The sequence below is a fragment of the Halapricum desulfuricans genome, from assembly GCF_017094525.1.
Lineage (GTDB): Archaea > Halobacteriota > Halobacteria > Halobacteriales > Haloarculaceae > Halapricum > Halapricum desulfuricans.
Window position 1 is genome coordinate 1,127,781 of sequence record NZ_CP064788.1, and the last position, 12,306, is coordinate 1,140,086.

A 12,306-nucleotide genomic window follows, 5' to 3' on the forward strand; every position below is an offset into this window, starting at 1 on the left:
CCGACTGTGGACTGGAGCGGAAAATACACCACGGTCGCGAGCGGTCGATCCCCGTCACCCGTCGTCCTGGAGGTCGTGATAGTTCGCGAGCAGTTCGTCGACGTCGACACCCGAAAACGATTCGGTGATCAGCCCGAGCAGGACGGTCAGGCCGAGCAGTTGCCGTGTCGGCCGGTCGGCGTCGATCGGATCGGCCGGCGGCTCGACCCGAGTCGATCGGTCGACCGCGAGCAGATCGTGCAGGTCGGCACCGGCGTCAAGCAGGTGCGCGAAGTCACCGATCGCCGCGGCCACGTCCCGTTCGAACTGCTCGTGATACGGCGAGTCCGGATCGAACGTGCGCGCGCCGTTGCGCACGCCGTCGAGGTACTGGACGACGACCGGGTCGAGAAACCCCTCGCGATCGCCGCGGTCGGTCTGGCGCTCGCCACACCGCGGGCAGTACCGGTCGGACTCGGCGATCGGTCCGCCACAGTAGGGACACTCGGACATACTGGGTCATCCACGCCGGTCGGGCAAGAGGATTGTGCCAGCGACGCTGCGCCCGCAACCGGTCTGCGGATCGTTCGACCGGGCGTGCGGTCGAGCGCGTCCATCCACCAAAGGTTTAGGCCGGGATGACCGAACAGTGAGACATGGATAGCTGGGACGACGCCGACGAGCAGGAACTCCCCGGCGCGCTCGTGACCGAGTACCTCGAACGCGAGTCCGGGACGCGAGCGTTGCTGGACGATCTCGAGCGCCTCGTCCTCGAAGGCGAACACGAGCGTGCCCGCGAGCGGACCCGGGCGTTCGCCGAGAACAGCCCGGGCGTGTTCTTCGCCGTGGCGCTGAGCCTCACCGGCTCAAAGCAGTTCTTCGGCGACGTGGAAGCCCAGCTGGACGTGAGCGCTGCCGACGAACTCCGCGATCTCGCGGAGACGTATCCCGCGCTACAGGAGCCGTTCAACGTCGTCCGCACCGAGCAGTCTCACGACCGGTACAACCCCGTGACCGGGCTCTCGACGACGACGACCTACCACGGCGAGGAGGAGGTGCCGCTGATCCGGTATGCGATGCAGTCCGGCGACCTGTCGCTACTCGAGGCGACCGAGTCGCCACAGGAAGTCCTGCAGGTCGCGATCTACCTCGTGCAGGCGACCAACGACGCGCTCGGAGCGTCGCTGGAACAGGACCACTCGGTCAACACGCAGGAACTGAGCGGGTTGATCGACCGCCGGGAGGAACTGGAGTCGGAACTCGACCAGCTTCGCGCCCAGATCGACGAGCTCCGCCGCCGTCCCGTCGGCGACGAGTGATCGTGACCGTTGTACCGATGTACCGGTGCGACCGCACGACTGCGTGCGGACGATCCGGAAGGGACGTACAACGGTCACTATGAGACCGAGACGGATCGGTAGCACTGGCCACGACGCGTTTGCGTGTCTGACCGCCCGGACCACCGCAGAAGATAAACCGGAGCCACTCCTGGGGCAGTGTATGAGTGAGACATACAACCGCGGGAGGGTCGAGGACGTCGGCCGCTGGCGGGAGTTCTCGGCCGGGATGTGGGCCTGGATCTTCCACAAGTTCACCGGCTGGGTGCTCGTGGGTTACCTGTTCACCCACATCGCCGTGTTGAGCACAGCGACCTCCGGGGCGACGGTCTACAACGAGACGCTCGTCGGACTCGAGAGCCTGCTGGTCGTCCGGATCCTGGAAGTCGGACTGCTCGCAGTCGCGGTCTTTCACATCCTCAACGGGATCCGGCTGCTGTTGGTCGACCTCGGGATCGGGCTCGAAGCACAGGACAAGAGCTTCTACGTCTCGCTGATCCTGACCGGAGCGATCGCGGTCGCAAGCGTGCCGACGTTCCTCGCGGGGGCGTTCTGAGATGGCCGAACACTACAGCTCCTTCGACCGGAGCGGTCGACGCTGGCTGCTGCAGCGGCTGACGGCCGTCTTCCTGATCGGGACGCTCGCGTTTCACTTCTTCCTGCTGCATTTCGTCAACCACGCCTCCGAGATCCGGTTCGCCGGCACGCAGGCCCGGATGGACGAGGTGGGATATTTCTCGATGATGGTGCTGTTTCTGGTCGCGGCGACGTTCCACGGCGTCAACGGGGTCTACAACGCCCTCGTGAACATGGGACTGGACGGAACGCAAAAGCGCGTCGTCGGGGGCGTACTGGCGCTGTCGGGCGTCCTGCTGATCGGACAGGGGATTCGCGTCGCCCTCGCGATGGCGGGAGTGATCTAACATGAGCACGGACACAGACGCCGAAACAGAGACTGATGTCGAAGCAGACGCGGAAACGGACGTCGACGCGAGCACGGACGCCGAGGCGACGGATATCGATGCTCCCGAGCCGGACGTGAGCGTCCACCGGACGCGACGTCTCGAGGAGAAGGAGAAGCGACGGGAAGACCGCGCGGCCGACGAACGGGCCGCCGCCGAGTCACTGGCCGGACAAGAGACGGTCGAGCTGAAGGTCTTCAGGTACGACCCGGAGGTCGAGGGGAAGGAAGAACCGCGGTTCGACACGTTCAAAGTGCCGTTCCACACGGGGATGACGGTCCTGGACGCGCTCATCTACGCACGCGATCACTACGATTCCTCGCTGACGTTCCGACACTCCTGCCAGCAGGCGATCTGTGGCTCGGACGCGCTGTTCATCAACGGCTCCCAGCGGCTGGGCTGCAAGACCCAGCTCGCGGACCTGGACGAGCCGATCCGGGTCGAGCCGCTCCCCCATCAGGAGGTCGTCAAGGACCTGGTCGTCGACATGGAGCACTTCTACGACCAGATGGAGGCGGTCGAGCCGTACTTCGATCCCGACGACCTGCCCGAGGGCGAACTCGAAGAGCAGCGCCAGAGCCGCGACAACCGCGAGAAGATCAAGATGTCCACGCGTTGCATCTGGTGTGGCGCGTGTATGTCCTCGTGTAACATCGCCGCGGGGGACAACCAGTACCTCGGGCCGGCGGCGATCAACAAGGCCTATCGCTTCGCGATGGACGAACGCGAGGGCGACGACCGCAAGCAAGAGCGCATGGAGATCATCGAACAGGAGCACGGCGTCTGGCGGTGTCAGACCCAGTTCTCCTGTACGGAGGTCTGTCCGAAGGACATCCCGCTGACAGAGCACATTCAGGAACTCAAGCGCGAAGCCGTCAAGAGCAACCTCAAATTCTGGTGAATCCCCGCGGCTGCAGCGGTGAGTGCCGGTCTGCGCGTTTGCATATACAGACAGGACGATTCATCACACTGGGACTCGTACTTCTAGGTATGCTTCGAAAGGCTCGCAGGGCCGGCTACGGGTTGCTCGCACTCAGTGGCGTCCTGCATGCGCTCGCACCGCGATTGTCGCTCAGGCTCGCGGCCCGAACGTGGCTGACGGGCTTTGAGAACACCGAAGACGTCGAGCCCAAAGACTGGTTCGCGACTGCGATGCGCGCCGCCGGTGTCGGGATGGCAGCGGCCGGCCTCGCCGGGTTCCGGCTCGAGAGACCATCGACGGAGGGACGTACGGATGACGAGCAACCGGCCGAGGTCGGCCACGAGTCACCCGAGTAGCCGGCGGACAAACCCGGCGGATCTGCAGGTGCGGGGCTGAGAATGCTGCCACATCTGGCCCGAGACCTGAACATGCCAGCGGCGAATCCGTGTCTTCTTGGTATTTCGGCAGTTACGTGAGGGCATGAGGTTCTTCAGGTCAGGTCACGATCGGGGATCGTGTGAGTCCGGTCTGACCCGCCGTCTCCTGTTTTCCGAGCCCGACGTCACGTTCTTCCATCCGCCGAGCATCTTCGACTTCCGGGAGCGGCCGGAGGTGCTCGGTCCGATCAGCGACGTCATTCCGTCTTCACCGGTTTTCGAGATGTATCCGATCGGGCTGACGAGTCTGGCCGACCGTCTCGAAGGCGCGGGATACAACGCCCGGATCATCAACCTCGCACGCGAGATGCTGACCGATCCGGAGTACGATCCGGAAACGGATATCGCCGCCTGCACGGCGAACGTCTACGCCATCGACCTGCACTGGCTTCCCCACGCACACGGAGCGATCGAAGTCGCCCGACTCGTCAAGAAACACCACCCTGACGCGCCCGTCATCTTCGGTGGCCTGAGTTCGACGTATTACCACGAGGAACTGATCGAGTACCCATCGGTCGATTACGTCCTCCGGGGGGATTCGACGGAAGAACCGATGGAGCAGCTCGTCGACGCGCTGACGGGAGACGGGGACGTCTCGGACGTGCCGAATTTGACCTATCGAGACGGCGGCGAGACGACGGTGAACCCGCTGACCTACCAGCCGGACGACCTCGACGACATCTCGGTGCCGTCGTACACCTACGCTATCAGATCCGTACTCAAGTACGGCAGTCTGCGGAAGGTGCTTCCGCACAAGGGCTGGCTCGACAAGCCGATCACCATGCTGTTGACCTCGCGGGGCTGTCGCCACGCGTGTTCGTTCTGTGGCGGGGCCGACTCCTACGCGGACGTCCACGACCGGCCGAAACCCGCGTTCCGGTCCCCGGAGCGTCTCATCGAGGACGTCCGGACGATCACCGCGTTCTCGGAGGGACCGATCTTTATCGTGCACGACCTCCGACAGGGCGGCTGGGACTACGCCACGGAGTTCTTCGAGCTGCTGGCCGAGGAGGACATCGAGAACGAGTTCGTCTTCGAGCTGTTCGGCCCGGCACCAGCCGAGTACTTCGAGCTGATCGACGACGCCGTCGAACGGTATAGCCTCGAACTCAGTCCCGAGTCACACAAACCGGAGATCCGCGAGAAGATGGGCAAGTTCGCCGTCTCGAACGAGGCTATCGAGGACACGCTCCGGGCGGCGCTGGACAACGGCTGTCGGAACATCGACGTGTTCTTCATGATCGGGCTTCCCGAGCAGAGCTACGAGGACGCCGTCGGTGCGGTCGAGTACGCCGAACACCTCCTGACGGATATCGACGACGATCGCGTCGTCCCCTTCATCGCGCCGCTGGCGCCGTTTCTCGATCCGGGCAGTCCGGCTTTCGAGAATCCCGAGGCGTACGGATACGAGCCGCTCGCGGAGACGCTCGAAGAGCACAGACAGCTACTGCTCGAGCCGAGCTGGAAGCGAATGTTGGGTTACGAGACGACCGAGTTATCGCGTGACGATATCGTCGACGCGACCTACGAGGCGGCGGAACGGATGAACCGGCTGAAGTACGAACACGGACAGCTCGACGAGGAGACGTTACAGACGATCCTTGACCGTCTCGAGACCTCCCGGTGGGTCGTCGACCGCGTCGACGAGATTTACGAGTCGATACCGGACGGACGGCGTGAAGCCGAGTTGCAGGCAATCGCCGAGGAAGTGCCTGACTTCGGTGAGTACAGCATCGCCGGAGAGGACGAACTCTGGTGGAAAAACGACGGTCTCAGGGGCATGCCGAGGCTTGCGGGCGTAGCCGGGAAACTCCTCGTGGGCGAACTCAGGCAGCGGCTGTGACGCGTTCCCGGGGCAAAGCCTGAAGTTACGATGCGCCGTAGAGACGATAATCAATGTACGAATACGACGTGATCGTGGTCGGTGCCGGCGGTGCCGGCCTCCGTGCGGCCATCGCCGCCCACGAGGAAGGCGCGGACGTCGCACTCGTCACGAAACTCCACCCCGTCCGCAGCCACACCGGCGCGGCGGAAGGCGGCATCAACGCCGCCCTGCGCGAGGGCGACGACTGGGAACTGCACGCCTACGACACGATGAAGGGGTCGGACTATCTGGGTGACGCGCCGGCGATCGACACGTTCGCTCAGGACGCCCCCGACGAGGTGATCCAGCTCGAACACTGGGGGATGCCGTTCTCCCGGGAGGACGACGGCCGGGTCTCACAGCGACCGTTCGGCGGGCTGTCGTTCCCGCGGACGACCTACGCCGGCGCGGAGACCGGCCATCACCTGCTGCACACGATGTACGAACAGGCCGTCAAGCGCGGGATCGACGTCTACGACGAGTGGTACGTGATGAACCTCGCGGTGACCGACCACGACGACCCCGAAGACCGGGAGTGTCACGGCGTCGTCGCCTACGAGATCAAGTCGGGCGAGGTCGCCGGCTTCCGCGCACGGAACGGCGTCGTGTTGGCGACCGGCGGGCTGGGACAGGTGTTCGAGCACACGACCAACGCCGTCGCGAACACGGGCGACGGCGCGGCGATGGCCTACCGTGCCGGCGTCCCGCTCGAGGACATGGAGATGATCCAGTTCCACCCGACGACGCTGCCCTCGACGGGCGTGCTCATCTCCGAGGGAGTCCGCGGCGAGGGCGGGATCCTCTATAACGACGACGGCGAGCGGTTCATGTTCGAGCGCGGGTACGCCAACAACGAGGGCGAACTCGCCTCCCGTGACGTGGTCTCGCGGGCTGAACTGACCGAGGTCCAGGAGGGGCGGGGCATCGAGGACGAGTACGTCCACCTCGATATGCGCCACCTCGGTGAGGAGCGCATCGTCGATCGACTGGAGAACATCCTCCACCTGGCTGAGGACTTCGAGGGCGTGGACGGCCTCGAGGAGCCGATGCCGGTCAAGCCCGGCCAGCACTACGCGATGGGCGGCATCGAGACCGACGAGAACGGCCAGACCTGCATCGACGGGCTGTACGCCGCCGGCGAGAACGCTTGCGTCTCCCTGCACGGTGCGAACCGGCTGGGCGGCAACGCCCTGCCGGAACTGCTCGTGTTCGGGGCTCGGGCCGGCAAACACGCCGCGGGCGGGGACATGGCCGCGGCGCGGATCGAGACGGGGCCCTCCGCGAAAAGCGAGGACGCCGATGTCGAGGCCAGCGTCGACCTCGGAGCGGTGGACGCGAGCGGCGACGCGGCTGCCGACGGTGCGATGACCGCCCCCGAGGCGGTGCTCGAGTCAGCCGTCGAGCGCGAGCGCGAACGCGTCGAGTCGCTCATCGAGCGCGAGGGGACGAACCACGCCGAGGTCCGGGCCGACGTCCAGGAGACCATGACCGAATACGTCAACGTCTTCCGCGAGGAGGAGGGCCTGAAGCAGGCGCTCGAGGAACTGAAGCGAGCACGCGAGGCCTATCAGGACGTGGCCGTTGCCGACCCCTCCCGGACGTACAACACGGACCTGATCCATACGATCGAGACGCGCAATATCCTCGATCTGGCCGAGGCGATCACCGTCGGCGCGCTCGCCCGCGAGGAGTTCCGCGGCGCACACTGGCGGAAAGCCCACCAGCAGCGCAAGGACGACGAGTGGATCAAACACACCATGCTCGCCTGGAACGAGGGTTCGCCGGAACTGTACTACAAGCCGGTCATCCTCGAGGGCGACGAGCAGACCTACGAACCCAAGGAGCGCTCGTATTGAATCGACGACCTAGCCGACCGGTCGATGGCTGCCGATCCAGCGGCTCGTCTCTCGCAAGAGGCCGACAGCGACGATAACCAGCGGAGCCGCCGCGACCGCGACGATCACGCTCGCGAGCGTCTCGAAGCCCAGCCGGAGCAACTGCAGCGCGACGAGGTTCGCCAGCACGAACCCGATGATCAGCAGCGACCGCGCCTCGTAGATCGCCTGGAGCCGCTCGTGTTCGAAGACGTCTCCCGGCGTCCCGTACATACCTGGGTGTTGGACACCATCGCTATCAAAAGTATCGGAACTTGTCACTAACTACCGATCATCCGGAATCGACGGGGTCGTTCACGCAGCGACTCCCAGCATGGCGACGTCGTCTACGGATACTGTCGTCTCGCCGTCGGTCCGTTGTGCGACCGCCGAGCTCGCGGAACGGTACATCCCGTTCGACGACGACGCGCGATGCGGACATGTTACTCTCGCAGGCGCGCCAGTTCGTCGTCACGCAACTCGATTTCGGTGGCGGCGACGTTCTCTTTCAGGTGCTCGACGCTCGAGGTACCGGGAATCGGGAGCGTGACCGGCGAGTGCTGGAGCAGCCACGCCAGCGCGACCTGATAGCGAGTGGCGCCGTGTGCCTCGGCGATCGCATCGAGGTCGGCCGCCTTCCCGTCGAGTTCGCCCGCCCCGAGCGGGAACCACGGGATGAACCCGACGTCGTACGATTCGCAGGCCTGCAGGACGGCCTCGTCCTCGCGGTCGGCGACGTTGTACTGGTTCTGGACGGTGGCGACGTCGACGATCTCGCGCGCCGTCTCGAGTTGCTCGACGGAGACGTTGCTCAGCCCGACGTGGCGGATCAGTCCCTCGTCTTTCATCTCCGCGAGCGCGTGCACCGAGTCCTCGAACGGCGTGTCGGGGTCCGGGCGGTGATACTGGTAGAGGTCGATCGTCTCGACGCCCAGCCGATCCCGGCTCGCGAGGACGGCGTTGCGCAGGTACTCGGGGTCGCCCTGCGGGAGCCAGTCGCCGTCGGTGTTTCGCAGGAGCCCGCCCTTGGTCGCGACGACGAGGTCGTCCGGATACGGTGCGAGCGCCTCGCGGATGAGCCGCTCGCTGACGCCCGGGCCGTACGAGTCGGCCGTGTCGATGAAGTCGACGCCGAGCGCGAGCGCCTGATGGAGCACTCGCCGGGCCTCGTCTTCGTCCTCGGGACGGCCGATGATGTCTTCGCCGGTCAGTCGCATTGCGCCGTAGCCCAGTCGGTGGATCGTCGTCTCGCCGTCGAGATCGAACGTGTCACTTCGGTTTGTGGGTGCCATATCCCTCACTCGACCGCCGTAGTGATGTGGTTTTGGCTCAAGTGTGGGTGGTAACACTACCCACGATCGATGGCGGTGCGAGATGGGTCACCGGGCGGCCGCTTCGATGCCGCCACAGCGTTCGGCGACGTCGACCAGCGACAGCCAGGTGTTGATCCCGGCACGTAGCGCGATCAGGTCTGCCGCTTCGACCGTGACGGTCAGTCGGTCGCCGTCGCGATCGACGGACGCGACTGTGCGGTCGCCTTCGATGTCGCCGGCTTCGGGTTCGACGCTGCGTTCGACGCGGCGTGCGTACTCGTTGGACTCGTAGACGGCAGTGAAAGCAGCTTCGTGGTCCATTATCGTGATCGTCGTAACGGTTCGCCGTTGCGACCACGCGAGGCTGCGTGGTCGATCCGGGACAGATTGACGACGGTCGCAGTCACTTGACGTCGACTTCCTTGACGTCCGGAGAGCGCTCCTTGAGGAGCACCCGGTGTCCGCAGTAGGGACAGCGGACGCCGCCGTAGGAGTCCAGTTCGACGTCACGCTTGCAGCGAGAACACTTGTAGCTCATATGTGTATCCTGTGGCTGGAGCCAGTTAGTCTTCGTCCTCGGAGAGTGCCGCGCGGATCGAACGCCGGACGGTCTGGCCGGCGGGCGTCTCGGGCTGGTAGGCACCGCCGGTGAAGGCGTACCCGCAGGCCTGACACTCCCAGATGCCGGTCCCCTGGCGGTCGACGCGGTCCTCGCCGCAGCTGGGACAGGTGTGATCGTCGTTCATTTCCGCTTCGATCTCGGCGACGCGACGCCGGGCGACGCGCCCGTAGCGGGCACCGAACCGGCCCGCGCTCCCGGTGCGTTTCTCGGCCATAGTACCGTACTCTCGCGCCAGCGTATTCTTAAGTCCTGCGAGTCGCGGTCAGGAGTCGTCACGCAGATCCGCCTCGGCCAGCGCCTCGTTGAGGTCGGCCCGGACGTGCTCGCCGAGCTGTCGATCCCCGGCGGTCGTCACGACGCGGTTCTCCTGGACGCTGGAGCCGTCCCGGATGAGCAGCCGGACGTTGCCGTCCGTGCCGGCACGGGTCGCCTTCGCGCGGACGCCCGTCCGGGAGCCGCTGCCGCCGGCGTCGATCGGTCCGGGGATGACCTTCTTGACGTGGGGGTGGCCGGCCACCGTCCGGATCGCGCGCTGGCCGTCGCGGCCGCCGATCAGCGTCGAGTGACTGCCGCCGAGTTTCTCCGCGGGCGCGGCGTCGACGACGTCCAGCGCGGGTTCGCCACGGCGTTCGAGGACGTGCTCGATGGGATCGTCCGCTCGAACCCGATAGAAGGGGTAGTGCAACTGGCCGCGCAGGCGCTCGATCACGGTCCGGTCGCCGGTGACGTAGACCTCCTCGGGGCGCTTGCGCCGGACTTCGTCGGCCACGAGCCCGGCGAAGTTCCGGAGTTCGACCACCTCGGCCTCGCCGTCGTCTTCGGGCGTGGTGGTGATGGTGTGCTCGCCGACGACCGAGTCATCGAGCAGCGAGACGATCCGCGCCCGATCGCGGTCGAGATCGAGCACGACGGCGTCGGCGTTGTGCGTCCGGCAGACCAGACAGTAGTCCCCGGGACGCTCAAGCGGCGAGGCACACTGCCGACACTCCATACACGAACAGTTCGCACTCGGCGCGAATAAGCCGGACGATTCGAATCGTCCGCCGTGAGAGACGGCATTTTCGGAGGCCGGTCACGCGAGGTCGTCGGGCGGGGCCTTCATGTACTCCCGAAGCAGGACGGTCGCGTAGGACCCTTTCGGGAGCGCGAAGGAGAACGTCGGCGGATCGCCCGACACCTCGAGATCAGTCCGCACCAGTATCGCCCGCCGGGTGCCCGACGATTCGAACTCGCCGGGCAGCTCGAAATCGGCCGGTTCGAGCTCGAGATCGTCGAGCACGTCACGGGCGATTTCGGCCGGCTCGCCCGCGCCGAACTCGGTGTCAGTTCCGACCAGCGGCGCGGTCACGAACGCCCGGCCGCGCTCGACGTGTCGGCGCGCCGTCTCGACGCGACGCTCGGTGACCGATTGTGTCCGACTCGTATCGGGCAACGCCGGATCAGGTGGGGCGTCGCTGTCGGCGAAGCAGATCACGTCGCCCTCGATCGGTTCGTCGAACGGCAGTCCGCGGCGGAGTCGCTCCGAGCAGATCCGGTTGAACGCGTACGACTGGGCGGCGTTGACCAGCAGGCGCTGGAGGTTGCTCGGCAGCGCGGTCAGCGCCGACCGGAAGTCGGCCGGCTCGTCGCCGTCGAGTTCGGCGAGTCGCTGCAACATCGCCCGCTCGTAGCCCAGGTACGCCGGCATCGCCTCGAGCGCCCGCTGCCACTCGCGACGCTCCCAGCTGTCTTCGACAGTCGCGCGTGCCGTCCGGGTTCGCTCGCGTTCGCGCTCGCTGGGATTTCCGACGTAGGTCCGGACGGCCTGCTCCCACTCGCGGCGGACGATCGCCAGTCCGACCTCGTGGGTGATCGCGCGGCGACTGCCGAAGCGCTGCTGGCCGAAGACGTTGGGCACGCCCACCCGGTCGCCGCCGAACGATCGCAGGTCGTCGGTGATCGACTCGATCGTATCAGTCCGGTTGGCCCCCGTGACCGTGATCTCGAAGCGGTTGCCCGCCAGATCGCCGAACTGCAGGCCGCGCCCGGTTCGGCCCAGTATCTCGATATCCGTCTCCGGCAGGTCGACGGCCGCGAGCGCGTCCGGATCGCCCTTCCGGACGGTGAACAGCTGCGTCGTGACCGCGTACTTGTCCTTCGTGCCGGCCCAGTCGATCCGCTCGCGGCTGATCCCCAGTCGGTCCGACAGCGCGCCCGCGAAGTCGTTGGTATCCCACTCTCGCAGCGTAGCCCGCAAAAGCACGTGCGGGTACGCGCCGGGATCGGCCGACAGCGGCTCGGGATCGACGGTCTCGATCTCCTCGACCCGGAAGTGTTCGGGCGACTCGCGGAGTCGGCCGCCGATCCCCGCCGCGTCGCTGACGTAGTAGTCGATCCCGACGGCCGCCTCGAGTGGGTGTGCCTCGCGCATCGCGTCGCCCGAACCCTGCAGCGGGAGGGGTAAAGCCCTGTCGTCACCGCCGCTAGCCCGATCGATGCGGAACAGACGGGGAACGGTCGCGATATGTTGGGTCCGTATCTTATGTCCCTACGGGTGAAACGACGCGATATGGTCACGGTTAGCCGATCGATCCACATCGATGCCCCTGTCGAGGACGTGTTCGCGTACCTGGACGATCCCCGAAACCACGCGGAGGTGACACCGAGTCTGGCGGAAGTCCGCAACGTCGAGGCGCTCGACAACGGCGGCAAACGCGTCGAACACACCTACAAGATGGCCGGCGTGGGACTCGACGGCGAACTCGTCGAGCGGGTCCACGAGGAAAACGAGCGGATGGTCTTCGAGATGCGCGGGAGCCTCACGGGCGAGATCGAGATCGAGACCACGGCGGCCGACCGCGGGACGGAACTGCGGTACAGCGCCGAGTACGAACTTCCGGGAAAAGTTCTCGCAACAGTGGCCAAGCCGTTCGTCCGCTGGTACAACGAGCGAGAGCTGCAAACGACGCTGGAAAACACGAAGACGCGGCTCGAAGCCGGCAGTTGAACCTCTCCCG

16 protein-coding genes are annotated in these 12,306 nt (G+C 65.9%); 8 read left to right on the forward strand and 8 right to left on the reverse strand.

What is annotated here, in order from left to right; translation table 11 throughout:
- Window positions 1-54 precede the first annotated feature (54 nt).
- The gene (locus HSR122_RS05830; RefSeq protein WP_229111833.1) at window positions 55-492 is read right to left on the reverse strand and encodes a zinc ribbon domain-containing protein; all 438 of its coding nucleotides are present in this window, start codon (window positions 490-492) and stop codon (window positions 55-57) included.
- 143 nt (window positions 493-635) lie between these two features.
- On the opposite strand from HSR122_RS05830, the gene HSR122_RS05835 reads away from it, so the two are divergent.
- The 7 genes from HSR122_RS05835 (at window position 636) to HSR122_RS05865 (ending at window position 7,357) form a co-directional block, all read left to right on the forward strand.
- On the forward strand, window positions 636-1,298 hold the full coding sequence (locus HSR122_RS05835) for a hypothetical protein (protein ID WP_229111834.1): 663 nt from the start codon (window positions 636-638) through the stop codon (window positions 1,296-1,298).
- Between the two features lie 181 nt (window positions 1,299-1,479).
- Entirely contained in the window at window positions 1,480-1,872 is a 393-nt protein-coding gene (sdhC, locus tag HSR122_RS05840; RefSeq protein WP_229111835.1) for a succinate dehydrogenase, cytochrome b556 subunit, read from the forward strand.
- A gap of 1 nt (window position 1,873) precedes the next feature.
- The gene (locus HSR122_RS05845) at window positions 1,874-2,239 is read left to right on the forward strand and encodes a succinate dehydrogenase hydrophobic membrane anchor subunit (protein WP_229111836.1); all 366 of its coding nucleotides are present in this window, start codon (window positions 1,874-1,876) and stop codon (window positions 2,237-2,239) included.
- 1 nt (window position 2,240) lies between these two features.
- Window positions 2,241-3,179 carry a succinate dehydrogenase/fumarate reductase iron-sulfur subunit gene (locus tag HSR122_RS05850; protein WP_229111837.1) on the forward strand — a complete coding sequence of 313 codons (939 nt, stop codon included), beginning with the start codon at window positions 2,241-2,243 and terminating at the stop codon, window positions 3,177-3,179.
- Between the two features lie 89 nt (window positions 3,180-3,268).
- Window positions 3,269-3,556 carry a hypothetical protein gene (locus tag HSR122_RS05855; protein WP_229111838.1) on the forward strand — a complete coding sequence of 96 codons (288 nt, stop codon included), beginning with the start codon at window positions 3,269-3,271 and terminating at the stop codon, window positions 3,554-3,556.
- 124 nt (window positions 3,557-3,680) lie between these two features.
- The gene (locus tag HSR122_RS05860) at window positions 3,681-5,480 is read left to right on the forward strand and encodes a TIGR04190 family B12-binding domain/radical SAM domain protein (protein WP_229111840.1); all 1,800 of its coding nucleotides are present in this window, start codon (window positions 3,681-3,683) and stop codon (window positions 5,478-5,480) included.
- A gap of 53 nt (window positions 5,481-5,533) precedes the next feature.
- Window positions 5,534-7,357, forward strand: coding sequence for an FAD-binding protein (locus HSR122_RS05865; RefSeq protein ID WP_229111841.1), 1,824 nt, complete (start codon window positions 5,534-5,536; stop codon window positions 7,355-7,357).
- Between the two features lie 9 nt (window positions 7,358-7,366).
- On the opposite strand, the gene HSR122_RS05870 is transcribed toward HSR122_RS05865, so the two are convergent.
- The 7 genes from HSR122_RS05870 to truD form a co-directional block, all read right to left on the reverse strand.
- Window positions 7,367-7,609 carry a hypothetical protein gene (locus tag HSR122_RS05870; protein ID WP_229111842.1) on the reverse strand — a complete coding sequence of 81 codons (243 nt, stop codon included), beginning with the start codon at window positions 7,607-7,609 and terminating at the stop codon, window positions 7,367-7,369.
- A gap of 209 nt (window positions 7,610-7,818) precedes the next feature.
- A complete protein-coding gene (locus tag HSR122_RS05875) occupies window positions 7,819-8,667 on the reverse strand; it encodes an aldo/keto reductase (protein WP_229111844.1) in 849 nt (282 codons plus the stop codon).
- An 87-nt stretch (window positions 8,668-8,754) separates the two neighbouring features.
- Window positions 8,755-9,009: a KEOPS complex subunit Pcc1 gene (locus tag HSR122_RS05880; protein ID WP_229111845.1), complete on the reverse strand. Its 255-nt coding sequence runs from the start codon at window positions 9,007-9,009 to the stop codon at window positions 8,755-8,757.
- Window positions 9,010-9,091: 82 nt separating this feature from the next.
- Entirely contained in the window at window positions 9,092-9,226 is a 135-nt protein-coding gene (locus HSR122_RS05885) for a DNA-directed RNA polymerase subunit P (RefSeq protein WP_229111847.1), read from the reverse strand.
- A 25-nt stretch (window positions 9,227-9,251) separates the two neighbouring features.
- Window positions 9,252-9,524, reverse strand: coding sequence for a 50S ribosomal protein L37ae (locus HSR122_RS05890; protein WP_229111849.1), 273 nt, complete (start codon window positions 9,522-9,524; stop codon window positions 9,252-9,254).
- A gap of 48 nt (window positions 9,525-9,572) precedes the next feature.
- Window positions 9,573-10,301 (reverse strand): DUF2103 domain-containing protein, encoded by a 729-nt coding sequence (locus tag HSR122_RS05895; RefSeq protein ID WP_229111851.1) that lies wholly within the window; start codon window positions 10,299-10,301, stop codon window positions 9,573-9,575.
- A gap of 81 nt (window positions 10,302-10,382) precedes the next feature.
- Entirely contained in the window at window positions 10,383-11,720 is a 1,338-nt protein-coding gene (gene truD / locus HSR122_RS05900) for a tRNA pseudouridine(13) synthase TruD (protein WP_229111852.1), read from the reverse strand.
- Window positions 11,721-11,858: 138 nt separating this feature from the next.
- Between truD and HSR122_RS05905 the strand changes: the two genes are divergently transcribed.
- Window positions 11,859-12,296: an SRPBCC family protein gene (locus HSR122_RS05905; RefSeq protein ID WP_229111854.1), complete on the forward strand. Its 438-nt coding sequence runs from the start codon at window positions 11,859-11,861 to the stop codon at window positions 12,294-12,296.
- The last annotated feature ends 10 nt before the right edge of the window (window positions 12,297-12,306 follow it).

What these genes read in the sequence shown, in the direction of transcription:
- HSR122_RS05830 (WP_229111833.1), bottom strand. Translation starts at nt 492, where the DNA reads ATGTCCGAGTGTCCCTACTGTGGCGGACCGATCGCCGAGTCCGACCGG.
- HSR122_RS05835 (WP_229111834.1), top strand. Translation starts at nt 636, where the DNA reads ATGGATAGCTGGGACGACGCCGACGAGCAGGAACTCCCCGGCGCGCTC.
- sdhC (WP_229111835.1), top strand. Translation starts at nt 1,480, where the DNA reads ATGAGTGAGACATACAACCGCGGGAGGGTCGAGGACGTCGGCCGCTGG.
- HSR122_RS05845 (WP_229111836.1), top strand. Translation starts at nt 1,874, where the DNA reads ATGGCCGAACACTACAGCTCCTTCGACCGGAGCGGTCGACGCTGGCTG.
- HSR122_RS05850 (WP_229111837.1), top strand. Translation starts at nt 2,241, where the DNA reads ATGAGCACGGACACAGACGCCGAAACAGAGACTGATGTCGAAGCAGAC.
- HSR122_RS05855 (WP_229111838.1), top strand. Translation starts at nt 3,269, where the DNA reads ATGCTTCGAAAGGCTCGCAGGGCCGGCTACGGGTTGCTCGCACTCAGT.
- HSR122_RS05860 (WP_229111840.1), top strand. Translation starts at nt 3,681, where the DNA reads ATGAGGTTCTTCAGGTCAGGTCACGATCGGGGATCGTGTGAGTCCGGT.
- HSR122_RS05865 (WP_229111841.1), top strand. Translation starts at nt 5,534, where the DNA reads ATGTACGAATACGACGTGATCGTGGTCGGTGCCGGCGGTGCCGGCCTC.
- HSR122_RS05870 (WP_229111842.1), bottom strand. Translation starts at nt 7,609, where the DNA reads ATGTACGGGACGCCGGGAGACGTCTTCGAACACGAGCGGCTCCAGGCG.
- HSR122_RS05875 (WP_229111844.1), bottom strand. Translation starts at nt 8,667, where the DNA reads ATGGCACCCACAAACCGAAGTGACACGTTCGATCTCGACGGCGAGACG.
- HSR122_RS05880 (WP_229111845.1), bottom strand. Translation starts at nt 9,009, where the DNA reads ATGGACCACGAAGCTGCTTTCACTGCCGTCTACGAGTCCAACGAGTAC.
- HSR122_RS05885 (WP_229111847.1), bottom strand. Translation starts at nt 9,226, where the DNA reads ATGAGCTACAAGTGTTCTCGCTGCAAGCGTGACGTCGAACTGGACTCC.
- HSR122_RS05890 (WP_229111849.1), bottom strand. Translation starts at nt 9,524, where the DNA reads ATGGCCGAGAAACGCACCGGGAGCGCGGGCCGGTTCGGTGCCCGCTAC.
- HSR122_RS05895 (WP_229111851.1), bottom strand. Translation starts at nt 10,301, where the DNA reads ATGGAGTGTCGGCAGTGTGCCTCGCCGCTTGAGCGTCCCGGGGACTAC.
- truD (WP_229111852.1), bottom strand. Translation starts at nt 11,720, where the DNA reads ATGCGCGAGGCACACCCACTCGAGGCGGCCGTCGGGATCGACTACTAC.
- HSR122_RS05905 (WP_229111854.1), top strand. Translation starts at nt 11,859, where the DNA reads ATGGTCACGGTTAGCCGATCGATCCACATCGATGCCCCTGTCGAGGAC.